The organism is Streptomyces olivaceoviridis, assembly GCF_014650115.1.
Lineage (GTDB): Bacteria > Actinomycetota > Actinomycetes > Streptomycetales > Streptomycetaceae > Streptomyces > Streptomyces olivaceoviridis.
The window spans coordinates 128522-153065 of record NZ_BMUI01000015.1; the positions used below are offsets into that span (position 1 = coordinate 128522).

Annotated in this window: 24 protein-coding genes; 9 read left to right on the top strand and 15 right to left on the bottom strand. The window is 71.9% G+C overall.

From position 1 onward, the window contains the following. Positions 1-199: 199 nt before the first annotated feature. Positions 200-1102 carry a TIGR03619 family F420-dependent LLM class oxidoreductase gene (locus IE273_RS26295; RefSeq protein ID WP_189817633.1) on the top strand — a complete coding sequence of 301 codons (903 nt, stop codon included), beginning with the start codon at positions 200-202 and terminating at the stop codon, positions 1100-1102. Positions 1103-1130: 28 nt separating this feature from the next. On the opposite strand, the gene IE273_RS26300 is transcribed toward IE273_RS26295, so the two are convergent. The 8 genes from IE273_RS26300 to IE273_RS26335 form a co-directional block, all read right to left on the bottom strand. Beyond that, on the bottom strand, positions 1131-2138 hold the full coding sequence (locus IE273_RS26300; protein WP_189817634.1) for a cytochrome d ubiquinol oxidase subunit II: 1008 nt from the start codon (positions 2136-2138) through the stop codon (positions 1131-1133). Position 2139: 1 nt separating this feature from the next. After that, entirely contained in the window at positions 2140-3564 is a 1425-nt protein-coding gene (locus IE273_RS26305; RefSeq protein WP_189817635.1) for a cytochrome ubiquinol oxidase subunit I, read from the bottom strand. Positions 3565-3570: 6 nt separating this feature from the next. Beyond that, positions 3571-5919, bottom strand: a complete 2349-nt coding sequence (locus tag IE273_RS26310) for an FdhF/YdeP family oxidoreductase (RefSeq protein WP_189817636.1) — start codon at positions 5917-5919, stop codon at positions 3571-3573. Positions 5920-6017: 98 nt separating this feature from the next. Beyond that, positions 6018-6719: a YoaK family protein gene (locus IE273_RS26315; RefSeq protein ID WP_189817637.1), complete on the bottom strand. Its 702-nt coding sequence runs from the start codon at positions 6717-6719 to the stop codon at positions 6018-6020. Next, positions 6716-7549, bottom strand: coding sequence for an alpha/beta fold hydrolase (locus IE273_RS26320; RefSeq protein ID WP_189817638.1), 834 nt, complete (start codon positions 7547-7549; stop codon positions 6716-6718). Before IE273_RS26320 ends, IE273_RS26315 begins: the two co-directional genes overlap by 4 nt. A gap of 212 nt (positions 7550-7761) precedes the next feature. Continuing rightward, on the bottom strand, positions 7762-8661 hold the full coding sequence (locus IE273_RS26325) for an SDR family NAD(P)-dependent oxidoreductase (protein ID WP_189817639.1): 900 nt from the start codon (positions 8659-8661) through the stop codon (positions 7762-7764). 80 nt (positions 8662-8741) lie between these two features. Further along, complete coding sequence (locus tag IE273_RS26330; RefSeq protein WP_189817640.1) at positions 8742-9479, bottom strand: SDR family oxidoreductase; 738 nt, start codon at positions 9477-9479, stop codon at positions 8742-8744. Between the two features lie 366 nt (positions 9480-9845). Then, on the bottom strand, positions 9846-10208 hold the full coding sequence (locus IE273_RS26335; RefSeq protein ID WP_189817641.1) for a response regulator: 363 nt from the start codon (positions 10206-10208) through the stop codon (positions 9846-9848). Positions 10209-10473: 265 nt separating this feature from the next. Between IE273_RS26335 and IE273_RS26340 the strand changes: the two genes are divergently transcribed. Further along, positions 10474-10941 carry a hypothetical protein gene (locus tag IE273_RS26340; protein ID WP_229887559.1) on the top strand — a complete coding sequence of 156 codons (468 nt, stop codon included), beginning with the start codon at positions 10474-10476 and terminating at the stop codon, positions 10939-10941. Positions 10942-11366: 425 nt separating this feature from the next. On the opposite strand, the gene IE273_RS26345 is transcribed toward IE273_RS26340, so the two are convergent. The 3 genes from IE273_RS26345 to IE273_RS43845 form a co-directional block, all read right to left on the bottom strand. Further along, the gene (locus IE273_RS26345) at positions 11367-12374 is read right to left on the bottom strand and encodes an aldo/keto reductase (RefSeq protein ID WP_189817642.1); all 1008 of its coding nucleotides are present in this window, start codon (positions 12372-12374) and stop codon (positions 11367-11369) included. A 152-nt stretch (positions 12375-12526) separates the two neighbouring features. Next, positions 12527-12862: a hypothetical protein gene (locus IE273_RS43840; RefSeq protein WP_229887562.1), complete on the bottom strand. Its 336-nt coding sequence runs from the start codon at positions 12860-12862 to the stop codon at positions 12527-12529. Continuing rightward, positions 12862-13437: an SDR family NAD(P)-dependent oxidoreductase gene (locus IE273_RS43845; RefSeq protein ID WP_229887563.1), complete on the bottom strand. Its 576-nt coding sequence runs from the start codon at positions 13435-13437 to the stop codon at positions 12862-12864. The genes IE273_RS43840 and IE273_RS43845 overlap by 1 nt, the downstream gene beginning before the upstream one ends. A 137-nt stretch (positions 13438-13574) precedes the next feature. Between IE273_RS43845 and IE273_RS26355 the strand changes: the two genes are divergently transcribed. Both IE273_RS26355 and IE273_RS26360 read left to right on the top strand, forming a co-directional pair. Then, entirely contained in the window at positions 13575-14324 is a 750-nt protein-coding gene (locus IE273_RS26355; protein WP_189817643.1) for a TetR/AcrR family transcriptional regulator, read from the top strand. Positions 14325-14551: 227 nt separating this feature from the next. Continuing rightward, positions 14552-15397 (top strand): PrsW family intramembrane metalloprotease, encoded by an 846-nt coding sequence (locus IE273_RS26360; RefSeq protein ID WP_189817644.1) that lies wholly within the window; start codon positions 14552-14554, stop codon positions 15395-15397. 195 nt (positions 15398-15592) lie between these two features. On the opposite strand, the gene IE273_RS26365 is transcribed toward IE273_RS26360, so the two are convergent. Continuing rightward, entirely contained in the window at positions 15593-16174 is a 582-nt protein-coding gene (locus tag IE273_RS26365; protein WP_189817645.1) for a hypothetical protein, read from the bottom strand. 136 nt (positions 16175-16310) lie between these two features. Next, positions 16311-16922 (bottom strand): TetR/AcrR family transcriptional regulator, encoded by a 612-nt coding sequence (locus IE273_RS26370; RefSeq protein WP_189817646.1) that lies wholly within the window; start codon positions 16920-16922, stop codon positions 16311-16313. 136 nt (positions 16923-17058) lie between these two features. Between IE273_RS26370 and IE273_RS26375 the strand changes: the two genes are divergently transcribed. From IE273_RS26375 to IE273_RS26395, 5 genes are all read left to right on the top strand, one after another. Next, positions 17059-18063, top strand: coding sequence for a hypothetical protein (locus IE273_RS26375; RefSeq protein WP_189817647.1), 1005 nt, complete (start codon positions 17059-17061; stop codon positions 18061-18063). A 107-nt stretch (positions 18064-18170) separates the two neighbouring features. Next, positions 18171-19220, top strand: coding sequence for an aldo/keto reductase (locus IE273_RS26380; protein ID WP_373309398.1), 1050 nt, complete (start codon positions 18171-18173; stop codon positions 19218-19220). Positions 19221-19290: 70 nt separating this feature from the next. Next, entirely contained in the window at positions 19291-20043 is a 753-nt protein-coding gene (locus tag IE273_RS26385; protein WP_189817649.1) for an SDR family NAD(P)-dependent oxidoreductase, read from the top strand. 95 nt (positions 20044-20138) lie between these two features. Next, on the top strand, positions 20139-20957 hold the full coding sequence (locus tag IE273_RS26390) for an SDR family NAD(P)-dependent oxidoreductase (RefSeq protein ID WP_189817650.1): 819 nt from the start codon (positions 20139-20141) through the stop codon (positions 20955-20957). 130 nt (positions 20958-21087) lie between these two features. Beyond that, entirely contained in the window at positions 21088-21774 is a 687-nt protein-coding gene (locus tag IE273_RS26395; RefSeq protein WP_189817651.1) for a TetR/AcrR family transcriptional regulator, read from the top strand. 128 nt (positions 21775-21902) lie between these two features. Here the strand turns inward: IE273_RS26395 and IE273_RS26400 are convergent, their stop codons facing one another. Both IE273_RS26400 and IE273_RS26405 read right to left on the bottom strand, forming a co-directional pair. Then, positions 21903-23789: a sensor histidine kinase gene (locus IE273_RS26400; RefSeq protein WP_189817652.1), complete on the bottom strand. Its 1887-nt coding sequence runs from the start codon at positions 23787-23789 to the stop codon at positions 21903-21905. Next, the gene (locus tag IE273_RS26405; RefSeq protein ID WP_189817653.1) at positions 23779-24537 is read right to left on the bottom strand and encodes a response regulator transcription factor; all 759 of its coding nucleotides are present in this window, start codon (positions 24535-24537) and stop codon (positions 23779-23781) included. The genes IE273_RS26400 and IE273_RS26405 overlap by 11 nt, the downstream gene beginning before the upstream one ends. Positions 24538-24544: the final 7 nt, after the last annotated feature.

Sequence of the window (24544 nt, forward strand, 5' to 3'; positions counted from 1 at the left end):
CCCTTCCCAGCCGAGTCGACGGCGGACGAATGCGTGGACCAGCCACACTCTAGGTCGAACCCTTGGCCCGCGCGCGACAGATCGCACTGACATGGGCGGACACCGTGTGCGGCCGGTGACATACGTGTGTACCGGCACATGACGCAACACGCGTGTGTAGGCTGGGCGCACCCATCACCCCACCTCCGCGAAGGCAGCCATGCGCATCGGATTCGCACTCCCCCAGTTCCACCGTCAGGCGTTCGAGGTCGCCCGGGTCGCGGAATTCGCGCGGGAGGTGGAGCGGGCCGGTGCCGCGAGCCTCTGGGTCGGCGACCGCAACCTGGCGGCGGTGCGGCCCAGCGTCGGCTACGGCGGGCAGGGCACCACCATTCCGCCGGAGCTCAACCCGGCCGCCGACCCCTTCGTGCTCCTCGGGGTGGCCGCCGCCGCGACCGAACACGTGCTGCTCGGTTCGCATGTGCTCATCGCACCCCTGTATCCGCCCGTGCAGCTGGCGCGGGCGCTGACCACCATCGACCTGATCAGCGGCGGCCGGCTGCTGGCCGGGTTCGGCATCGGCTGGTCGCCGGAGGAGTACGAGGCCGCGGGGCGGGACTTCAGCCGGCGCGGGGCCCTGCTGGACGAACTCCTCGACGCGCTCCAGGCCGTGTGGACCGAGGACCCCGCCGAGTACTCCGGGGCGCTGTTGTCGGTGCCCCGGCACCACGCCCCGCTCAAGCCCGCGCGGCTGCCGCGTCCCCCGGTGTATCTGGGCGCGCTCTCCGAGCGGGCGCTGCTCCGGGTCGCGCGGCGCGCGGACGGGTGGCTGCCGCTGTGCGTGGTGCCGGAATACGTGGACACCGACGGCCTGACCGCCCAGCGGGCGCAGCTCGACACGTGGGCGCGTGCCGCCGGGCGGGAGCCGGAGGACATCGACACCGTACTGCGGGTCAACGTCTCCACGGGCACGGGCGTGCGGGCGGTGGCGGAGGCGATCCGCACCGTGCACGACCGGACGGGCATCGAGCACGTCATGGTGGACACCATGTACGAGGTGGACACGGTGGAGGAGTCCCTCGCGTACGCGCGTGAGCTGCTCGCGCTGCTGCCCGCCGAGTGACACACGCGATCTCCCGGACACGGCGGCCCTAGTCATGCGGGGCCGGTTCGGCGGCGTCGACCCGGCCCATGACCCGGAACAGCAGGACCAGGGACGGCAGGATGAGGATGCCCGCGGCGCAGGCGACGCCGACGAGGACGGTGAGGGTGGCGTGCGGTGCCGCCGCGTCCTGGACCGGCAGGTGGGTGCCGAGGAGGTAGGGGTACTGGGAGACGCCCCAGCCGCTGACGATGAGGGCGACGGCCGCCGCCGCGGTCGCGCGCAGGCCGCGGGTCCGCTCGGCGCGCAGCAGGGCCAGGCCCAGCAGGCCGCAGAGCGCCGCGAGCAGGGCGAGCGGCAGCGCGCGGTGGCTGAGCTGGTGGAACAGGCGGGGGGCGTCCGCCCGCAGGACGAAGATCCCCGCGATGCTGACGGCACCGGTGACGACGCCCGCCGCGAGGGCACGGTCGCGGAAGTACCGCAGCAGGTGCGGGTCCCCGTGCCGCCTGGCGGCCACCGTCAGGTAGGTGGCCGCCAGGTAGGCGCAGGCCAGCACGGCGAGCACACCGCCGAGGACGCCGGTCGGGTTCAGCCAGCTGGTGACGGGGTCCCCGTCGCCCCGGGTGGGTACGCGCCCGGAGGCCAGGGCGCCCGCGACGGAACCGAAGCAGTAGGGCGTCAGCACGGAGGAGAACGCGAACGCGGCGCCGTACACGCGCTGTTCGGGTGTGCGGATCGACGCCTTGCGGAAGGCGAAGCCCGCTCCGCGCAGCACGATGCCGAGCGCGGCGATCCCCAGCGGGAGGTACAGCGTCGAGGTCAGCGCGGCGAACGCCGGGGGGAAGCCGCTCCACAGCATGACCAGGCAGTAGATCAGCCAGGTGTGGTTCGCCTCCCAGACGGGGGCGAGGGAGTCGTCGATCAGATGGCGGGGCTCCCGGCCGCGCCCGGCCCCGCCCGCGATCAGGTCCCAGAACCCGGCGCCGAAGTCGGCGCCGCCGAGGACGCAGTAGGCGATCACCCCGATGAAGAGGAACACCGCGACCAGGTCGGCCATGTCAGGACGCCTTTCCCGTGGTGGTCCCGGCGGGGCGTTCGGGACCGTAGGGCACGGACACGGCCTCGTCGCCCTGCTGTCGCCAGCGCCGGGTCATGGACCGCAGCACCCACAGGGCGGCGGCGCCGACGGCCAGGTAGAGCAGGAGGACGGCGCCGAAGAAGGGCCACAGGTCGCCCCGGGTGGCCACCGCGTCCCGGGTCAGCAGGTGGCCGACGACGATCCACGGCTGGCGGCCGACCTCGGTGACCACCCAGCCGCTCTCCAGGCAGAGGATCGCCACGATCCCGCACGCGGCGGCGGACCGCAGGAACCAGCGGTCGGTCGCCAGCGTGTGCCGGCGGCGCCACCACAGCCAGGCGAACCAGAGGGCGACGGCGAGCATGAGGAAGGAGGTGCCGACCATGATGTCGAACGCCCAGTGGACGATGTTCGCCTGCGCGTCGGTCGGCCGGACGCCGGCGGGGACGGCCTCCAGTCCCTTGATGGTGGTCGAGGGCTTGAAGCCGGCCAGCAGGGACGCCATGTCGGGGATCTTGACGCCGTAGCGCACCTCGCCGTCGACCAGTACGCCGCCCAGGGTCTCGGGGACGTGGGAGCCGGTGTCGGGGAGCAGTTCGATGGCCGCGAACTTCGCCGGTTCGTCGTCGAAGACCTGCCGGGCGATGGTGTCGCCGACGATGATCTGCACCGGCAGCGCGCAGGCCGCGGTGACGAATCCGGTGAGGAAGCCGACCCGGTGGTGGCGGTCGCGCCGGCCGCGCAGCATGCCCACCGCGTAGACGCCGGCCACGACGAAGCCGGCGACGATGTACGCCGCGATCAGCATGTGCCAGAACTCCAGCCAGAAGGCGTCGTTGAAGAACACCTCGGCGGGCCGGACGGCGACCACCTTGCCGTGCTCGACGGTGATGCCGCCGGGCTGGTTCATCCAGGCGTTGGCGGCGACGACCGAGGCGGTTCCGCCGACGCCGGCCAGGGAGACGGGCACCCCGGTCCAGAAGTGCGCCCAGGGCGGCATCCGGTCCCAGCCGTAGATGTAGAGGGCCACGAAGATGGCTTCGAGGAAGAAGAACAGACCCTCGATCGCGAAGGGGAAGCCGAAGGCGGAGCCGTAGTCGCCCATCAGCCGGGGCCACAGGATGCCCAGCTCGAAGGAGAGGACGGTCCCGGTGATGGCCCCGACCGCGAACAGCACGGCGGCCACCTTCGACCAGCGGCGGGCGAGCAGCAGGGCTTCGGCGTCCCCCTTGCGCAGACCCCGCCAGTGCGCGATCAGCATGAGGGTGGTCAGGGCGACGCCGAACGGCACGAGGATGATGTGGAACCCGAGGGTGAAGGCCATCTGCTCCCGGGCGGGCAGCAGTTGCGCGGGGTCCGCGGCGGCCAGTGCGGGCAGGTGGGCGAGCGCGCCGGCTGTCGTCATGGCAGGTCAGTCCTCGGCACTGGGCGCGACCCGCACCTTGATGTTCTTCATCAGGGGCTGGTTGCTCTGCTTGCTGTAGTCGCTCGCGGCGACCAGGACGTTCATCTCCGGCATGTACCCGGCGGCGCAGCCCCTGGGCATGCTGTACTCGATCGCCGTGTACCGCTTGAGGTGCCGCGTGCTGCCGTCGCGGGCGGTGGCGGTGATGTCGACGAGGCTGTCGGGCTTGATGCCACGGGCGCGCATGTCGTCGCCGTTCATCAGGACGAGGGTGCGCAGGTTGCTGATGCCGCGGTAGCGGTCGTTGTCGGAGTAGATCGTGGTGTTCCACTGGTCGTGGCTGCGCATGGTCTGGAGGACGAGGACGTCGTCCCGCGGCGGCGTCTCGGGCAGCGGCGCGGCGGAGAACTCGGCGCGGCCGGACGGGGTGAGGAAGACCAGTTCCCGGGCGGGCTGTTTGATGCGGAAGCCGAGCGGGAGCCGCACCCTGCGGTTGAAGTCCTCGAAGCCGTCCAGGACCTTCGCCATGGTGTCGCGGATGCGGTCGTAGTCCTCGACGTACGACTCCCAGGGCGTGCTGCTCTCGGGGAGGGTGGCCCGCGCCATGCCGGCGATGATGGCCGGCTCGGACAGCAGGTGCGGGGAGGCGGGCTTCTTCATGCCGACCGACAGGTGCACCATGCTCATCGAGTCCTCCACGGAGACGGACTGGAGGCCCCGCCGCTGGTGGTCCTTCTCGGTGCGGCCGAGGCAGGGCAGGATCAGCGCCTTCCGGCCGTGCACCAGGTGGCTGCGGTTGAGCTTGGTACTGACGTGCACGGTGAGTTCGCAGTTGCGCAGCCCCTGGGAGGTGTACGCGGTGTCCGGCGCGGCGAGCACGAAGTTGCCGCCCATGCCGACGAAGACCTTCACCCGGCCCTGGTTCATGGCCTCGATGGTGTCGACCGTGTCCATGCCGTGCTCGCGCGGCGGGTCGATGCTGCACACGTCCGCGAGCCGGTCCAGGAACTCGGGCCGGGGCCGGTGGTCGATGCCGCAGGTGCGGTTGCCCTGGACGTTGCTGTGCCCGCGCACCGGGGAGGGGCCGGCGCCCTCCCGGCCGAGGTTGCCGCGCAGCAGCAGGACGTTGACGATCTCGCGGACGGTGTCGACGCCGTGTTCGTGCTGGGTGAGGCCGAGGCACCAGCTGATCAGGGTGCGGTCGGAGCGGGAGTAGATCTCGGCGGCCTTGAGGATGTCGGTCCGGGTGAGGCCGGACTGCTCCTCCAGTTCCTCCCAGGAGGTGGCCTCGCACAGCTCACGGTAGGTCTCGAAGCCGTGCGTGTGGCGCTCGATGAACTCCTTGTCGAGCGCCTTGGGGTCGCTGCGGCTCTCCTCCAGGACCGCCTTGGCGATGCCCCGCAGCAGGGCCATGTCGCCGCCCGCGCGGACCTGGAGGTTGAGGGTGCTGGTGCGGGTGGCCTTGAACAGGGCCATGTCCGTGAACTCGTGCGGCACGATCGTGCTGGTCGCCGCCGCCTCGACGAGGGGGTTCACATGGACGACCTGGGCGCCCCGCCGGTAGGCCTCGGCTAGCGCGGTGAGCATGCGGGGGGCGTTGGAGGCCGCGTTGACGCCCATGACGAACAGGGCGTCGGCGGTCTCCCAGTCCTTGAGGTCGGCGGTTCCCTTGCCGGTGCCGAGGGCCGCCGTCAGGGCCCGGCCGGAGGCCTCGTGGCACATGTTGGAGCAGTCGGGCAGGTTGTTGGTGCCGAACTCGCGGGCCATCAGCTGGTAGAGGAAGGTCGCCTCGTTGCTCAGCCGGCCCGAGGTGTAGAAGGCGGCCTCGTCGGGGCTGTCCAGGGTTCGCAGTTCGCGGCCGATCAGGGCGAAGGCGTCCTGCCAGGTGATCGGGAGGTACCGGTCGCTCGTCTGGTCGTAGACGAGGGGCTCGGTCAGCCGGCCCTGGTCCTCCAGCGCGAAGTCGGACCACTCGGACAGCTCGGCGACGGTGTGCCGGGCGAAGAAGTCGGCGCCGACCCGCTTGCCGGTCATCTCCCAGGTGACGTGCTTGATGCCGTTCTCGCAGATGTCGAGCTTGAGGCCCTTGGTGTCGTCGGGCCAGGCGCAGCCCGGACAGTCGAAGCCGCCGTTCTCGTGGTTCATCTTGAGGATGGCCCGCGGCCCCTCGAACAGCGCCCGTTCCTTGATCAGCACCCGGCCGACGCTCTTGGCGGCACCCCAGCCGGCCGCCGGGTGGTGGTAGGAGCGGTGGGACGGCCGCTTGTCACTGGCCGGGCCGTCGCCGCCGGTGGCCGAGCGGCCGACCGCGCCGTCCTGCGGGTTCGGCGTCGGGTCAACATCGGATGCGGTCATGTCGTGCGCTCTCTCTGTCGAAGCGGGCCGTGCGTCGGGGGACTTGGAGGCGGGGGACGGACTCGGAGACAGCGGCTGCGAGACGGGGCTCGGGAGGCTCAGAGCCGCAGCGGGACGGCGGCCGGGCGGGTCGGCGCGCGCAGCCAGGTCGCCGCCAGCGCCGCGGTGACGAGCAGGGCCGGCACCAGCGGGGCTCCGGGGCGCAGCCAGCGGTAGACGGCGCCGTCGACGGCCGCCCCGGCGATCAGCGTGGCCACGATGCCGACGCTGCGGGCCTGGAGGCGTCCGCGGGTGGCGAACGCCGTGACGGTGGAGGTGAGCAGACCCGTCAGATACGCGGTGGTGATCTCGCTGCCGGCGGTGACCCGGACGCTGCCGTTCTGGCAGCCCATGGCGACGGCCGTGAGGAACAGCAGCAGGGTGCGGGCCGCGCCGTGCGGTGCCGTGTGCCAGCCCAGCCAGCCGCAGACCACCAGCCACAGCAGCAGGGCCTCCAGGAGCAGACCGCCCCGGATGCCCGCGCCGCGGAGCCGGCCCCGGCCTGCCGCCACCAGGCCGCCGGCCGCCGCCCCGACGACATAGCCGAGCAGGGCTACGGCGACGAGGCGGGCGGCGGCCAGGTGGGCGTTGCCCAGGTGCAGGCCGAGGAGGGCGGAGTTCGCCGTGACGACGCTGGTGAAGACGCCGTCGAGGGCGAGGAACCCGAAGGCGTTCGCCGCTCCGGCCGCGAGGGTCAGCAGGTGCCGGGTGGCTCCGTTCCGTCCGGGCCACGGGGACCGGTCGGGGCTCGGCGTGGTCACTTGGCGAGGAACTCCAGCAGGGCGGCGTTGACTTCCTCCGGGTGGGTCCAGGCGATGTTGTGCGGGCCGCCCTCGACCGTCACGAACGTCAGGTCCTTGATCAGCCCGGGCAGTCGCTCGGCGGTGTTCTCGTACGGCAGGATGCGGTCCGCGTCGCCGTGCACCAGCAGCGTCGGCACGTCGATCTTCGGCAGGTCGTCGCGGAAGTCCGTCAGCCAGGTGTCCACGCACGCGTACGCCGCCCAGGCCGACGCCGACACCGCGACGTTGAAGCTGTTCTGCCACGCCTGGTCGCTGATCCGCGTCCCGGCGTACATGTCGACGTTGTAGAAGTTGTCGAGGAAGTCCTTGAAGTACGCGGGCCGGTCCTTCAGCACGGCTTCCTTGATCCCCTCGAACACCGACCCGTCGACACCCTCGGGATTGTCGTCGGTCTTCAGCAGGAACGGCGGGATCGCGCCCAGCAGTGCCGCCTTCGCCACCCGCTCCGAGCCGTACCGGCCCAGGTACCGGGTGACCTCGCCCGTCCCCATCGAGAACCCGACGAGGACGACGTCCCGCAGGTCCAGGTGCTCCAGCAGCGCCTTCAGGTCCGCCGCGAAGGTGTCGTAGTCGTAGCCCACCGTCGGCTGGCTCGACCGGCCGAACCCCCGCCGGTCGTACGTGATCACGCGGTACCCCGCCTCCAGCAGGACCCGCTCCTGCTTCTCCCACGAGTGCCCGTTGAGCGGATACCCGTGGATCAGCACGACCGGACGGCCACTGCCGTGATCCTCGTAATACAGCTCGATCGACTCGGAGTTCTCCCGGCCCACCGTCACGAATCCCATGGCGCACACCTCTCGTCGGCCTTCTGCTGCTGTTGAGCCTTCCAGCGGTACGGCCGTTCCGCATCACATGAACGTGTGAGGCCCGGGATGCGGACGGTGGGGCCGGCCCTCCTCGACGCGTTCCGGTGTCGGGAAGTACCGGCCGTCGGCGAGGACGGTGAGCACGGCCGTGACCTTCCGCACCCGGACCGGCGCCTGCCGGGCAGGCGCCGTCAGGCGTCGGCCGGGTGCGCGGTCAGCAGGTCGTCCAGGCCGATCCGGGTCAGGAACTCACGGCGGATCCGGTCGGCGACCTGCGAGACCTCTTCGGAGCCGTCGTTCGCCGGGTCGATGTGGACCCGGTAGGGGCGCTCGCCGTCGGGCAGGGCCACGATGCGGGCGATCTCGTCGGAGACCAGTGAGGCCTCCGCGCCCTCGGGGGCGAGCGCCGCGAGCTTCCGGGAGACCTGCTGGAGCAGTCCCGGGTACCTGGTCTCGTACTCCGCCTCGACGGCCCCGTCGGCCGGGTGACCGGAGTGGGCGAAGTGGTTGGTGCCGCTGGTGAAGGAGCCGGGCACCACGATCGAGGTCTCGACACCCCAGCGGGCCAGCTCGCCGGCGTAGCTCACCGCGAGCGAGTCCATCGCGGCCTTCGCGGCGAAGTACGGGGCGAGACAGGGCGGGGTGCCGCCCTTGACGCTGGAGCTGGAGACCCAGACGACCAGACCCCGGCCGGCCCGGCGCAGGTGGGGCAGCACGGCCCGGTTGACCCGCTGCGTGGACAGCACGTTGATGTCGTAGAGCTGTGCGAGCTGCTCCGGGGTGAAGGCCTCGGCCGGCCCGGTGACCATGTGACCGGCGTTGTGGATCACGACGTCGATACGGCCGTGCTCCCCGATGATCCGCTTGACCGCCGAATCGACGGAGTCGTCGGAGTTGACGTCCAGTTCGATGGAGCGCAGGTCGGCCCCGTGCTCCTTGGCGTAGTCGGCGGCGGCCAAGACCTGTGGCGCGTTCCGGCCGGCGGTCTCCCGCATACCGGCGTAGACGGTGTTGCCGGCGTCGGCGAGGGCGCGGGCGGTGAGCGCGCCGAAGCCGCTGGAGGCACCGGTGATGACGACGATCCTGCTCATGGGAATCTCCTTGACCGCGGGGTGGACTGCCGACGGGGCGGGGTGGATGGAGGCGGGGGGCCGAGCAGAGGCGCCGGATGTCAGGCGATGCCGCCGTTGGCGTAGATGGTCTGGCCGTTGATCCAGCGGGCCGGGCCGGCCAGGAAGGCGATGGGCTCGGCGATGTCCTCGGGGGTGCCCAGCCGCTCCAGTGGGGCGGCCTTGGAGAGGTTGTCGAGCGCCGCCTGGTCCTTGCCCTCCAGGAACAGGGGGGTGGCGGTGGGGCCGGGGGAGACCGCGTTGACGGTGATGTCCTTGCCCCGCAGCTCACGGGCGAGCACCAGGGTCATCGCCTCGACGGCTCCCTTGCTCGCGGCGTAGGCGCCGTAGGTGGGGAACTGGAGCCGGGTGAGCGACGAGGAGACGTTGATCAGGGCACCGCCGCGGCGCAGGCGCCGGGCCGCCTGCTGGGAGACGACGAACGTGCCGCGGATGTTGGTGCGGTGCATGCGGTCCAGGTCGTCCAGGTTCAGCGTGGCGATCGGCGACAGGAGCATGATGCCCGCGGTGTTGACCACTACGTCGATGCCGCCGAACTCCGCCTCGACGGCGTCGAAGGCCGCGGCCATGGCGACCTCGTCGGCCACGTCGCCGGCCACCGCGATCGCCCTGCCGCCGCGCGCCTCGACGGCCTTGACCGCCTCGTCGGCCTTGGCCTTGTTGCCCGCGTAGTGCACCGCGAGGGCGAAGCCGTCCTCGGCCAGGCGGTCGACCACGGCCCGGCCGATGCCTCCGGTACCGCCCGTGACCAGCGCGACGCGGGTGTTCGTCTCCGTCATGGTGACCAGTCCTCCGTGGGGTGGGGCAATGTGTCCGATCCAGCGGATACATCGCCGATCTCGTCCTTGCGTTATCGACGATAACAGGAGGGCGGAGTGGTGGCAACGCATTTCCGTGAGCATCGATAACGGCGCCACGGCAACACCGACATCACCGACAGCGCCGCCGCGTGACCGACCGTTTGACCGACCGCTTGACTGTGGGCATGTGGCCTGCCCTGACATGCGGTGGGGCGCAGCCCCACAGGCATGGACTCAAGGTCATGTCATATGGCTGACATGACCAGTGACGTGTTCTCCCCCGCGCATGCCTCGACGTCTCCTGCGCCGTAGGGCGGGAGAACAGAAGGACTGCCGGTGCGGGCCTCAGGCCGGCGGGTGGAAGATGCCCTTGAGATCGGCGTCGAACAGCCGGTCCTTGGCGATGAAGGACTCGATGCCCGCCTGCTCCAGTTCCTCCGCGGACCAGAACGACTGCTCGGTGGAGGTCAGCACGATCCGGGGCGGGGTGTCCCCTTCGCGCACCATGCGCGCGACGGTCACGCCGTCATGGTCGGGAAGATGCAGGTCCAGCAGCAGTCCGTCCGGTCGGTGCTCGCGCACCGCCGCCAGAGCCGACGCGCCGTCCTCCGACTCCGCGACGACGTGCAGACCGCGCGCCGCCAGCAGCAGCCTGGCGATGCGGCGGAATCCTGGGTCGTCGTCCACGACCACGATGTTGACGGACATGCTCACCAGAATGCCTCGTGCTCCGAGTGCTGAACCATAGGGGCAGCCCCACGTTACCGCTCGGTGCGGGGCGGGGATTCCCACACGGCCGCGACGCACCCGTCCAGGAGACTCTTGGGGATCTCCCCACCATCGAGGACCGATCGTGTGGGGGCGGCTCCATCGCGGCGCCGGGAAACGGCGGCCATCCTGGTACGCGGGACGTACTCCCTTCCCTCCCCCATGGTCCTCGGCGGGCCCGGGACCCGAAACGGCGGATGCGAGCATGCAGCGAATTCCGAGAGTGTCCTGGCTGTGGGTGGTCTGTGCCCTGGTGGCCCTCTGGCTGGCGGTCGTCTGCTTCTTCATCCACGAACAGAGCAGCGCCGCCCCGGCCGACCGGGGGGCGAGGAGCGTCGGCGCGCTGGAGACCGCCGCGACGGCGGCCGTCCGTGCCCGGGACACCGCCGCCTTCCAGCGGCTGTTCGAGCCCGACAGCGTCGGCCCCCGGTATGCGAGCCAGTACCTCACCCGGCTCTTCGCCCGTCCGATCACCGGCCTGCGCCTGACGACGGAGCCCTACCAGGACCTCCGGTACCTGGTCCTGCGGGGTGAGCAGGGGAACCGTACGGTCTGCTCGGCCTGGACGATCCAGCGGTACGACGCCCGGAGCGTCCTGAGCGCCGTACCGCCGCTGGCCGATGTGTGCGGCGCGACGGCGTCGCCGGGCGACGTCCACGGAGTCGCCGCGTAGGAAGCCGACGAGCACCGCCCGTGCGGTACGTGTGCCGCCACCGGGCTCGAAGGCCGTGTGCGCCGGTCTGAGCTGGACGCGTGCCTCGGTCACCGCGCGCGAGCGGCGCAGCCGCCCCGGCCAGGAGCCGGTGGGCCGTGTCGACGTGCCCGTCGATGTCGGGGAGCAATATGGGGGGCGGCGGAAACGTAGGTGAGGGAGGCGTGGGCCTGCCGGACCGCGTCCAGCGGCTCCGCCGTGCCCCTCGTCTCCGCCAGGTCCTCCGCGCCGACCCGCTGACGGCGGCACGCGTCGGCGACGGTGTCCGAGAGCTCGGTGACACGGCAGCGGCGCCCCGCCGGCCGACGGGACACCCAGGTGCCGCCCGCCCCGCGCGGACCGGGTGCGCCCGCTCCGTAGGCGCCCCGGTCGTGCGGGTACGGCGGTCAGCGCTCGCTGTCGAGCGTCGCCATCTGCGGGGCCGCGTACCGCTCACCGGCCGCCGCGCCCGCGGGCACCGCCTTCTCGATCTCGGCCAGCGTCTCCGCGTCGAGGCGGAGGCCGGCGGCGCCGAGCGACTCCGCCAGCCGCTCCCGGCGCCGGGCGCCCACCAGCGGCACGATGTCCTCGCCCTGGGCCGCCACCCAGGCGATCGCGACCTGGCTGGTGGTGGCCCCGAGGCGCTCGGCCACCCGGCCCAGCGCCTGGACCAGGCGCAGGTTCGCCTCCAGGTTCTCGCCCTGGAAGCGCGGCGAGTGGGCGCGGAAGTCGTTCCCGGCCAGCTCGCGCGAGGGCGACCAGTGGCCGCTCAGCAGACCGCGGGAGAGCACGCCGTACGCCGTCAGGCCGATGCCCAGCTCCCGCAGCGTCGGGATGATCGACTCCTCCGGGCCGCGCGAGAGCAGCGAGTACTCGATCTGGAGATCGCTGATCGGGGCCACGGCGGCGGCGCGCCGGATGGTGTCGGCGCCCAGCTCGGACAGCCCGATGTGCCGGATGTAGCCGGCCTGGCGCATCTCCTCCAGCGCGCCGACGGTCTCCTCCACCGGGATCTGCGGATTGAGGCGGGCCGGGCGGTAGATGTCGATGTAATCGGTCTCCAGGCGCCGCAGCGAGTAGGCGAGCCGGTCCTTCACGGCCTCCGGCGACACGTCGTAGGGGGCCGGCTGGAAGCTGCCGTCGGGTGCGCGGCGCGAGCCGAACTTGACGCTCAGGACGACGTCCTCGCGTCGTCGTTCGCGCAGGGCACGCGCGATGAGCATCTCGTTCGCGCCCGAGCCGTAGAAGTCACCGGTGTCGATGAGGTTGAGGCCCGCGTCGATCGCCGTGTGCAGGGTGGCGATGCTCTCCGCGTCGTCCGCCGGACCGTACAGGTCCGACATGCCCATGGCGCCCAGGCCGATGGTGGAAACCTCGGGGCCCGACAGGCCCAGCTTGCGCCGAGTCACGGTCATGACGGTTCTCCTTGTGCGAGGGGTGAGGTGTGCGGGGGAAAGTGTGCGGGGAAGGTGTGCGCACGAATGGTGTGTGCGGGGAATGGCGTGGGTTCCGTGTGGACGGAGGACAGGGTGGATCCGTACCCGGGGAGGTCCCGGGACGGTCAGGTTCACAGGCGGTCGAGCAACCCGGTGACGCCCATACGGCGGGCCAGGCGCAGCCGCAGTTCCTCGGCGGCGCCGTTGATGATCTCGGCGCCGCAGTCGGAGCCGTCGGCGACGGTCCGGCGCGGCCGTCGGCCCACGGGCAGTCCGACGACCCGGACGACCTCGTCGGCGGCGATCTGCGGGTCGGCACTCACACCGCCGGCCATCAGCCGCTCGGTGTCCTCGCCCATCGAGGCGAGGAACGGGGCGATCCTGTCGTACCCGGCCGTGCGCTCGGTGTCGGCGGGAATGGCGGCGTCGGCGAAGTGCGCGGTGCCGTGGGTGAAGACGCCGGGCATCAGGATCGTGGTCTCGATGCCGTAGGCGGCGACGTCCCAGGCGGTCGACTCGGCGAAGGCGTCGAAGGCTGCCTTGGCAGCGGAGTAGGGGCGAGGAAGGGCGGGACGGCGCGGGTCGTGCCCGAGCCGATCCACAGCAGCAGGCCCGACTCCTGGCGGCGCAGCACCGGAAGGACGGCCCGGTCGACGCGGAGGGCGCCGACGGCGTTGACGTCGAAGGCGCGCAGCACCTCCTCCGGGCTGAACGCCTCGGTCACCCCGACCAGCAGGTGGGCGGCGTTGTGGACGACGACGTCGAGGCCGTCGGCCTGCCGCACGACCTCGTCGACGGCCGCCGAGGCGGACTCCTCGGACAGCACGTCGAGTTCGACGACGGACAGCTCACCGGGCGCGTCCTCGGTGCGCCGGAGCAGCGCCTGGGCCTTCTCCGCGTTCCGGCCCCCGGGGTCACGCATCGAGGCGAAGACGCGGTGCCCGGCCTGGGCGAGCGAGACGGACGAGAGGGCGCCCGTCCCGGTGCCGGCGCCGGTGACGAGGACCGTCCGCGACTGGGTTCTCCGGGGTGCGGGATCCACGATCTTCCTCCTTGACGGTGACCAACCACCTGCGCGCCGCGGCCCACCGGGGGACATCGCTGCGATCGGCGATCACATACCCGATGCATCGACGATAACGTCAGCATCGATCACGGTCAACCGTTATCATCGATGGCATGACAGCGAGCGAGACGATCCCGCAGCCGCGCGAGCGGATCCTGCGGGCAGCGGCCGACCTGCTGGCCGAAGGCGGACGGGAGGCGGTCTCCACCCGTTCCGTCAGCGCGGCGGCGGGCGTACAGGCCCAGACCATCTACCGGCAGTTCGGTGACATGCAGGGGCTCCTCGACGAGGTCGCCCAGCGAGGCTTCGCCTCCTACCTCGCCGAGAAGCAGGCCAATCTCGCCTCCGGTGACGCGGTCGACCAACTGCGGCACGGCTGGGACCTGCACGTGGCCTTCGGGCTCGCCAACCCGGCCCTCTACCGGCTGCTGTACACCGATCCCCGGCCGGGCGAGGGCGCCACCGTCATGGGCGAGGCCTACGACATCCTGGTGCAGCTCGTCACCCGGGTCGCCGAGGCGGGCCGGCTGCGGATGAGCGTCGAGGCCGCGGCCGCGATGATCCACGCGGCGGGCATCGGCGTGACCGTGACACTGATCAGCGCCGACGCCGCCGGGCTGCTCGCCGAGCACGAGGGCCTGTCGGAGAACACGCGGGACGCCGTCCTCGCGGCCCTGATCGCGGACGAGCGGGACACCGGCGCGGCCGAGTCGCGCGCCGAACGGGGCGCCCGGCACGCCGTGGCGCTCAAGGCCCTGCTCGACGAGAAGGACGGCCGGCAGCCCTTCACCCCGGGCGAGCACCTGCTGCTCACGGAATGGCTCGCCCGTCTGACCAGCAGGCCGGGCAGCGGCGGCGACTAGGCGGACGACCACCCTCGCCCGCCGCGGAACAGGGCACGGCACCGGACTTCGTCAGCTGAGGTCTCTTCAGCGGGCCGTCCGCCGCACGTACCACACATGCCGCCGTGATCCTGGGGGCGGGACATCACACATGGCGTCTCCGCGCAGACCGCATGAACGTGTGATGCGGACCGGCGCGTGACCGGGCACTGTCGGCTCATCCACGTTTCGGGGAGGAAGTCGTGTCCGTGTCGCTCACACACCGTTCGGTCCGGTCCGACCAGAGCGGGCTGTCCCGCATCGGCCGCCGCTGGGGCTGGGTCGCCGTCCTGCTGGTCGGTCTGCTGCTGTTCTGGCTGATCCACTCGGCCCTGATCTCCACGCGCAATCCCAACCTCATCCCCGCTCTGATCTTCTTCGGGGCGGCGCTGGTGCCGTCGGCCTTCGTCGCCTTCGTGGCCGGCCGACGGCTCGACTTCGGCGCCGGCATGGGGGTCGTCGGGGTGACCGCACTGACGGGCGGCGCGATCGGGGTGACCACGGCCGGAGTCCTGGAGTACCGGACGCTGTTGCTGATGGACGTCCTGCCCACGGTCGCCGTCGGAGTGATCGAGGAGGCGGCGAAGCTCATCGTCCCGGTCCTGCTGCTCCTGATCATCCGCGACCGGCACCCCGGTGACGGGCTGCTGATCGGTGTCGCCTCCGGCGCCGGGTTCGCCGTCTTCGAGACGATGGGCTACGCCTTCGTCGAACTCGTCAACTCCAACGGCGACCTCTCGGCGGTGGACGACCTGCTGGTGTGGCGGGGGCTGCTGAGCCCCGCCGCGCACATGGCCTGGACGGGCCTGACGGCCGCGGCCCTGTGGTCCGCCGCCGCCCACGGGTGGCGCCGCCGCTCGGTGGGGCTGTTCGTGCTGGTCTACGCGGTCGCGGTCACCCTGCACACCCTGTGGGACAGCCTGGACAGTGACCTCGCCTACGGTGTGCTGGCCGCGATCAGCCTGTCCCTGCTGGTGTACGCCACACACCGGCTGGCGGCTCCGGGCCGGGTGGCCGCGCCGGTGCCGGTGCGCGGTCAGCGGCACGCGCTCTAGGAGTTCATCCGCCGGACGCGCGCGGGCGTGACGTCTCCGGAGTGGACGGGGCAGTCGACGGGGTCGGTGAGCACACGGCGGTCGGTGCGGACGTCACGCACCGACCGCCGCGCCGGCAGGGCGGGGAAACGGGTGGGAACCGCGCCGGCGTCCCCGGGGAACGGGGAACGCGGTCCCCACGGCCGGGCGAGGCTCTCAGTCCTTCGAGGACGCACGGCCGGCGGCCTGCTTCTCCCGGCCCTCCCTCGCCGTCTCCTCCTCGTCGGCCGGCTCAAGGGCGGCGTAGAACACGGAGTGGCCCTGCTTGAGGCGCTGGGCAGCGCTGCGGGCGACGAGTCCTTCCAGGGTCGTACGCACCACGGTCGTCTTGATGACCCGGTCCGGGTGGGCCTCGCCGAGGGCGGCAGCGATCTCGGCCGCGGAGGACGGCTCCGACTGCTGTGCGAGGTGGGCGCGGATCAGGGCCACCAGGGTCGGCTTGCTCTGCCGCTTCCTCGGGCCCGCCGAGCCGCCGGGCAGCCCGTAGCCGTAATCGCCGCCCGCGCTCCGCCGGCCCTTGGCCACGGGACCCTGCTGCATCGGGATACCGCTCTCCAGTGCCTGCTGCATGGTCGCGAGTACGGAATGATCGTGCTGGAGAGCCAGCAGACGGCCCTGAAGCTGGTCGATCTCGCTCCGGATCCGATCCTGCTCCTGGACGTTGCGTTCGAGGTCGCCCGCCAACTGGGAGCTGTACTGCGTCACCAGCTCCGTCGTACTCGTGTGGGAGTCAGGCATGCCGGGAGCCTCCTGGTTGGTGATGTCACTCCGGAGAAGCTGATTCAGCCATGGATTAAAGCATCATGGCGCATACAGACGTCTCATTCGGTCAGGAGAGTCAACCCGTTCCAGTCAACCTCTGCCGCCTCCTGCCCTAAGGCAGGAGCGCTGCCGCCGCTTGGGCTTCGAGCCATGCTGTCGCCCGGGGGTAGGGCCAGCCCAGTTCCCTCACGGTGCTCCACGAGGAGACGCCGAAGTAGAACCACATGATGTCCCGTGCCTGTTCGCGGGTCACCTCGGCACGTACGTCACCGAGATCGAAGAGCCGGTCGGCGATGACGTCCAGAAGGCCGCGGTAGTGCCCCATCTTGTAGTCAGCGGCTTTGGCCACGTCCGCGTCGGAGTTGCGGGCGTCCATCAGCACCGTGAGCGTCTTGGCGTGCCGCTCGATCACCTTGCCCGTGCCCACCGCCGTCAGCCGCAGGATCTCGCGCCCGTCGTCGGTCGCCAGTACCTGCTGCCTGGTGAGATCCACCTGCTCGTCGTCGGCGCTGTCTTTGGCCAGGGCCAGGATCAGTGCGGGCTTGCCGCCGATGCTGGAGTACACCGTGTTCAGCGCGACGTCGGCCTCCGCGGCGATGGTGGCGAGGCTCACCCGGCCGTATCCCCGCTCGGCGAAGAGATCGCGGGCTGTCGCGAGGATCGCCCTGCGGGTCTGCTCCGCCTTCTGGGCTCGGAGCCGGGAGGTGTACGCGCGCTGACCCATGGAGCGATCCTACCCACCCCCATATTCGCCTTATGTTGCATCCATTGAATGTATGCTCCTTACGATGAATTCGGCCCCAGGCGCCACACGAGTGACGCCGTCGGCGGCCGAACCCCCGTGAAGGAAGCAGAAGGTCATGAGAAACAGACTGGTCGCACTCGCGTGCGCCGTCACGGCCGCGGCGACGACCGCGGTCACCGCCCTCACCCAGGTCTCCGCCTCGGCGGCGACACGACCGGTAGCCGGCCCTCGTATCGCCGCACACTTCGACCTGTCGCACGGTCAGACGCCGGAGAACATCGCGCTGGAGCCCGACGGCACAGCCGTCGTCACCTTCGCCGCCGGCCGCCAGGTGGCCGCCGTCAGTCCGCGGGGCGACACCCGGATCCTGGCCACACTGCCCGCGCCCGCCGACGGCGGTGTGCACACCCCGAAGCTCGGCTTCGCCCTGACCGCGGGCATCGTCCGGGCCCACGACGGGACGCTGTACTTCCTCTACGCCAGCGGCACCTCCGACCTGACCGGCCTGTGGCGGCTGCGCCCGGGAGGCACCCCGCACCGCATCGCGGCACTCCCCGCCGACGGGCTGCCCAACGGGCTGGCGCTGGACGAACACCACGACCGGCTCTACATGGCCGACTCCGCGCTGGGGAGGATCTCCACCGTGCCCACCACGGGCGGGACCCCCACCACCTGGTCCGCCGCTCCCGAACTCGCCTCGACCGGCTTCCTCGGCGTCAACGGGCTGAAGATCCACCGGGGCGCGCTGTGGGCGACCAACCTCGACCGGGGCACGGTGGTGCGCATCCCGTTCGGCCCGGGGGGCCGGCCCGGCCCCGTCCAGATCAGGGCCACGGGGCTGACCGGCATCGACGACTTCGCCTTCACCGGCCGAGGCGACGACATCCTGGCCGCGCTCGACGGCCCCAACAAGGTCGTGCGCATCCACCCGGACGGCACCTGGACGACCGTGCTCACCAGCGCCGACGGACTCCAGAACCCGACCTCGGTCGCGGTGCGCCGCAACGTCGCCTACATACCCAGCGCCGCCTACGCCACCGCCTCCGACCCCAACCTCATGCTCGCTCCCGTAGCGAGCCCGAGGGACGGCGCCGGGCACGCCCCCCACGACCACCCGTAGCAAGGTACGCATTCGACAAGAGGCCAGTGGCCTGTTAAATTCGGAGCCGTAAGGTTCCAGTGGCCTCTTAACGAAGTGCCGGGCCACACAGGCGAAGGTGGGTTCAGGTGATGAGCGAAGGCACCGCACACGCGGCGCGTACTCCGCTGGGTGGATCCGGCATCTCGGTGCGGCCCGTCGGACTCGGGCTCATGGGGATGTCGCAGTTCTACGGCGCGACGGACCCGGACGCCTCGGTCGCCACCATCCGTGACGCGATCGAGGCGGGTGTCGAGCTGTTCGACACCTCGGACTACTACGGGGCGGGCAGCGCCACCCCGGGCCGGCCGGTGGCCGGCTTCGGCCACAACGAGGAACTGCTGGGACGCGCGCTCCAAGGGCGCCGGGACCGGGCGGTCGTGGCGACGAAGTTCTCCGCGCGCCCCACCCCCGAGGGCCGCAGCTTCTTCGACGGCCGCCCCGAGTACGTGAAGGCCGCCTGCGAGGCGAGCCTGAAGCGGCTCGGCACGGACCGGATCGACCTGTACTACTACCACCGGCTCGACCCGGCCGTCCCCGTCGAGGACACCGTGGGCGCCATGGCCGAACTGGTCGCCGAGGGCAAGGTCCGGGCGATCGGCCTGAGCGAGGTCGGCCCGGACATCCTGCGGCGGGCCCACGCCGTCCACCCCGTCGCCGCGCTCCAGAGCGAGTACTCACTGTGGGAGCGCGGCGTCGAGGCCGAAGTACTGCCGCAGTGCCGCCGACTGGGCATCACTCTGGTGCCCTACAGCCCGCTGGGCCGCGGCATGCTCACCGGCTCCTTCAGCCGGGGCACCGAGTTCGAACGTGACGACTTCCGCTCCACGCTGCCCAAGTTCCAGGGCGACAACTTCGACCACAACCGGCGGTTGGTCGACGAGTTGGAGGAGTTCGCCGCGAGCACGGGCAACACCGCCGGTCAGATCGCCCTCGCCTGGCTGCTGGCGCAACACCACGACATCGTCCCGATCCCGGGTTCCCGCCGTCCGGCCTATGTCCGAGCGAACCTCGCCGCCACCTCGGTCCGGCTCAGCGCCGACGACGTGGCCCGTCTCGGCGCCCTGTTCGACCCCGCACGGGTCAAGGGGGGCCGGTACGGAGCCCTCAACACGCTTCCGGACGACACCGCGAAGTGACACCCGGCGCGGAACACCACACACAGGGGCCCGCCGTACCGGCCGCCCCCTCGCACGAGGAGCACACCCCATGAACCACGACGACCAGTTCGCCGGCAGGACCGCGCTCGTGACCGGCGCCGGAAGCGGCATAGGTTCCGACATCGCCCGCCTGCTCGCCGCACGCGGGGCCGACGTCACCCTGGTCAGCCGCCAGGAGGCGCCGCTCAGGGAGCTCGCCGACGAGATCACCGAGGCGGGCGGCAAGGCCCTCGTCGTCGCCGGTGACGTCAGCGACCCGCACACCGCCGAGCACGCCGTCGCCGAGACCGTCCGCCACTTCGGCGCCCTGCACCTGGCCGTGAACAACGCCGGCACCTCCGGCGTCCACCACGACGTTCCCGACCTGCCCGAGGAGGAGTGGGACAAGACCATCTCGATCAACCTCTCCGGCGTCTTCTACGGGCTGAAGCACCAGCTCCCGGCGATCAAGGCGGCCGGCGGCGGCGCTGTCGTCAACATCTCCAGCGTCTTCGCCGACCGCGGTCTGTCGCACCGCGCCGCCTACAGCGCGAGCAAGCACGGCGTCCGCGGCCTGACCCGCGCCGCCGCGGCCGACTGGGCCCAGCACGGCATCCGGATCAACGAACTCCAGCCCGGCGTCATCCCGGTGCCCCGTCAGCAGGGCAACCCCGAAGAGGTCGCGAAGATCGCCGAGAAGATCCCGGCCCGCCGGCTCGGCACCGGCGAGGAAGTGGCGAAGGCCGTCGCCTTCCTGCTCTCCGACGAGGCGTCCTACGTCACCGGCGCCCACCTCGCGGTCGACGGCGGCTTCCTCATCTGAGCCTCTCCGGCTCCCCCCGTCCCGAGCCTTCGGGCCCGCCCGCACCACCCACTCCCCCCACATTCCCTGTGACAACACTGAAATCGAGGCACATCATGAGCAAGACCTGGCTGGTCACCGGCAGCTCCCGCGGCCTGGGCCGTTCCATCGCCGAGGCCGTCCTCGCGGCCGGCGGCAACCTGGTCGCCACCGCCCGGCGCACCGAATCGCTGAACGACCTCGCCGACAAGTACGGCGACAAGGTCCGCCTCGTCACGCTGGACGTGACCGACGCCGAAGCCTCCCGCCGGGCCGTCCAGGCCGCCGTCGACGCCTTCGGCCGCCTGGACGTGGTCGTCAACAACGCCGGTTACGCCGACATGGCCGCCATCGAGGACATGACCGACGAGGCCTTCCGCAACCAGGTGGACGCCAACTTCTACGGCGTCGTGAACGTCACCAAGGCTGCCCTTCCCGTCCTGCGCGAGCAGGGCTTTGGCCACGTCATCCAGATCTCCTCCGTCGGTGGCCGCGTGGGCGGCCCCGGCCTGGGCGCCTACCAGGCGGCCAAGTGGGCCGTCGGCGGCTTCTCCGAGGTCCTCGCCAAGGAAGTCGCCCCGCTCGGCATCAAGGTGACCGTCGCCGAGCCGGGCGCCATGCGCACCCACTGGGCCGGCTCCTCGATGGACACCCCGCCGGTCAGCGACCCCTACAAGCCGGTCGTCGAGCCGGCCATCGCCCGCCAGCGGGCCTCGGACGGCAACCAGCCGGGCGACCCCGCCCGCGTCGCCCAGATCCTGCTGGACATCGTGGAGGCCGAGGAGCCGCCGCTGCACCTGCTGCTCGGCAAGGACGCCGTCGAGGTCGGCCGGTTCGCGGCCGAGACCCTCGCCGCCTCGGACGCCAAGTGGCGTCACGTGAGCGAGTCCGTGTGATCCGCGCTGACGGACCTGGCGCCCAGGTCCGCCCCCTGCCGGTGCCGCCCCTCCGGACGGCACCGGCAGGCCATAGGGTGACCGGGAGCGGCGCCAGGGGTGGGCCGCGAGAGTTCCCGAGGAAGCGACGATGACAGACGACCGGCCGACCGACTTCCAGCGCGCCCGCAGCGCCGAGCAGCGCGAGATCCGCAAACGGACCATCCTCGAAGCCGCGACACAGCTCCTGACGGAGATGCCGGTCAGCGACATCAGCCTGCGGGAGCTCAGTCGGCGGGTCGGGCTGTCGAAGACGAACGTCGTGCGCTACTTCGAGACCAGGGAAGCGGTCTTCTTCGAGCTCCTCAACCGCGACCTCGCGCGGTGGATCGAGGAGTTGTCCACCGACCTGGCGTCCGTCGGCGCCGCCGGACCGGCATCGCCCCGGGCGGTGACGGACACCCTGGCCCGGTCCCTGGCCCGCCGGACCCTCCTGTGCGAACTGCTCAGCTCGCTGGGCTCCGAACTCGAACGGAACATCTCCGCCGAGTCGGCGCGTGACTTCAAACGAGCCCACGCCCGGTTGCTGGCCGCCCTGGCGGAGCTGCTGCGCCGGCACATCCCCGCGCTGAGCCCCACGGCCGCCCGCGAGCTGGTCTCCCTGACCGTCGTCTACACGGCCGGGCTGTGGCCCTTCGCGCATCCCTCACCGGCCGTCGCCGAGGCGCAGCAGGACCCGGAACTCGCCGCCACGAAGGTGGACTTCGCCGAGCGGCTGGGCCGTACCCTGCACATCGCCGCCGTCGGCCTGCTCGACCTGGAGGGGCGGGCCACCTGACCCAGCGCCACGCCGGACCGGACCTGGTACTGCCGGGGGAGCTCCGGTCGACCGCGCGCGGTCCGGCTGGACCCGGGCTCGGCGGGGCCGCTTCCAGGCCGGAGTGCCGCCGTGTCCGCGGCGGCCGTTCAGCGCGGTGGCGAGGGGAGCCCGGGCAGGCGCAGGGTGAAGGTGGAGCCGGTGCCCGGGGTGCTGTGGGCCTCCACCGTGCCGCCGTGTGCCTCGATCAGCTTGCGCACGATCGACAGGCCGAGCCCGCTGCCACCGGTCTGGCGCGAGCGGGACTTCTCGGCCCGCCAGAACCGGTCGAAGACGTACGGCAGGTCCTCGGGCGCGATCCCCGAGCCCGTGTCGGAGACCTCGATGCGGACGCCCGCCGCCCTGCCGGCCCCTGCGGGGAGGGGCAGGTCACCGGCCGCTCTCAGCAGCACGGTGCCGCCGGGCGGTGTGTGGCGGATGGCGTTCGACACGAGGTTGCCGACCGCCTGCCGCAGCCGTACCGGGTCGGCCGGCACCTCCAGTTCGGGGTCGGCCGCCACGACGAGCCGCACCCCCGCGGCCTCGGCCCGCGGACCGTGGCCCTGAGCCGTCTGGGCGAGGACGTCGGCCACACTCAACGGCTCGGCGGCGAGGGGCAGTTCGCCCGCGTCCGCCGCCGAGAGGTCCCGCAGGTCGTCGATGACGTGCTGGAGCAGCACCGCCTCCTCCAGCACCGAGGCCACCAGCTTCTCGTCCGCCGGGACGATGCCGTCCTCGACCGCCTCCAGCCAGCCGCGGATGTTGCTCAGCGGCGTGCGCAGCTCGTGCGCCACATCGCTCACCATCGCCTTGCGGGCCGACTCCAGCTGCTCGCGCCGCCGTGACATCGCGTTGAACGCGGCCGACAGCCGGGCGATCTCGTCGCGGCCGGTCACCTCGACCCGCGCCGAGACGTCCCCGGCCTCCATCCGCTGTGCGGCCAGGGTGAGCCTGCGCAGCGGCCGGACGAGCCGGACGCCCGCGAAGGCGGTGACCGCGACCGTCACGAGCAGCACGAGCGCCGCGCCCCACGCGATCCGCAGCTTGTTGGGTGCCGACAGGGAGAGGAAGGTGGTGGCGGTCCGGTCGCCGGGACCGCTGACGTAGAGCTGGGCGGCGGGCGCCACGTACGGCCGCAGTTGCTCCGCGCGCCCGCTCGCGACGCAGTCCCGCACGTCCTTGTCGGACTTGTCGGACGGGGGGCCCGGGGGCGTACGGGACGGTGTGCGCACCGCCTGCCAGGACCCGTCGAGCAGCACGTCCACCCCGCCGAGCCCCCGCCGTGCCAGGCAGCTGTCGACCAGGTCGTCGAGGCTGTCGAGTGCCTTGCGCTCGGAGGGCATCGGGTCGTTCAGCACCGGCTCCTCGCACCGGGAGTCGACGCGCTGTCCGGCCGGCGTCCGAACGGTGGGCCGGCCGCCGGGGCCGAGCACCACCCGCGCCGCGGTGCCCGCCGCCCGCAGACACGCGACGACTTCCCGGGCCGTACCCAGCAGTCTCGCGCTCTCGACGTCCGACAGCCGGTACGGGCCGACGGCACGTGGGTCGATCCCGCCGTTCCGCGCCGCGGCCGGCAGCCGTTGCGGATCGACCGACAGCGGGTCGACGACGACGGTCGGCCTGCGGGAGACCACGTACGGGTGGCCGGGCACCGGGGCGGAGTCCGCCAGCGTCCGGCCGCCGTCCCGCAGGACGATCCGGTGCCCGGTCGTCCGCCCCAGCGCGGCCACCGTGGGGCCCACCCCGTGCCAGTTCCGGTGCCGCGCGGCGTAACCGATCAGCACGTCGTACGTCTTGGTGTCGTCGGCGAGGTCCTTGCCCTGCTCCTCGCGGATCGCCACGGCCGTCGTCCGTACGACCACCCACGCGGTGGCCGCGATCGAGCACACCGACACCAGGGCCGCCACGGCGAGCAGGCGCAGGAGCAGGCTGCGCCCCAGGGGCACGGCGAAACCCGAGCCCGTGGACGGGCGGCCGGGCCGGACGTCACCGCGCACGGCGCACGTCCCCGGGCTGGGACGGGCGTTTGTCGTCGGACAGCTTGTAGCCCACCCCGTACACGGTCACCAGGCACTTCGGCCGGCGCGGGTTCTCCTCGATCTTCTTGCGCAGGTTCATGACGTGCACATCGACCGTCCGCGTGGTGATGTACCGGTCGAAGCCGTGCAGCCGCTCCAGGATCTGCGACCGGGTGAACACCTGCCCCGGCCGGCCCGCGAGCACCTCCAGCAGCCGGAACTCGCCCGGGGTGCAGGGTATGTGCCTACCGTGCGCCCAGACCTCGTGCCGGGCCGGGTCGACGGTCACCGGGCCCGCGGTCAGCAGGGTGCCGCCCGGCGTGCCGCCCGCCGCGCCGGACGCCGCCCGGGTGCGCCCGCTGCGCCGCAGCAGCGACCGGATGCGGGCCATCAGCTCGCGCGGGCTGAACGGTTTGGTCAGGTAGTCGTCCGCGCCCAGGTCCAGTCCGAGCAGCAGGTCGTCCTCGGTGGACCGGGCGGTCAGCATCAGCAGGGGCAGCCCTTCGAGGCCGGCCTCCGACCGGACGGTCCGGCAGACGTCGAGCCCGTCCAGCCCGGGCATCATCACGTCGAGCACCAGCAGATCGGGCAGACGCCGGCGGATCTGGTCGAGCGCGGCCCGGCCGTCCTGGACGAGGATCACGTCGTGGCCCTCGTGTTCCAGGTAGCGGCGGATCAGCTCGGCCTGTTTGGCGTCATCCTCAGCGACGACAACGTGCGCACACATGTGAGGA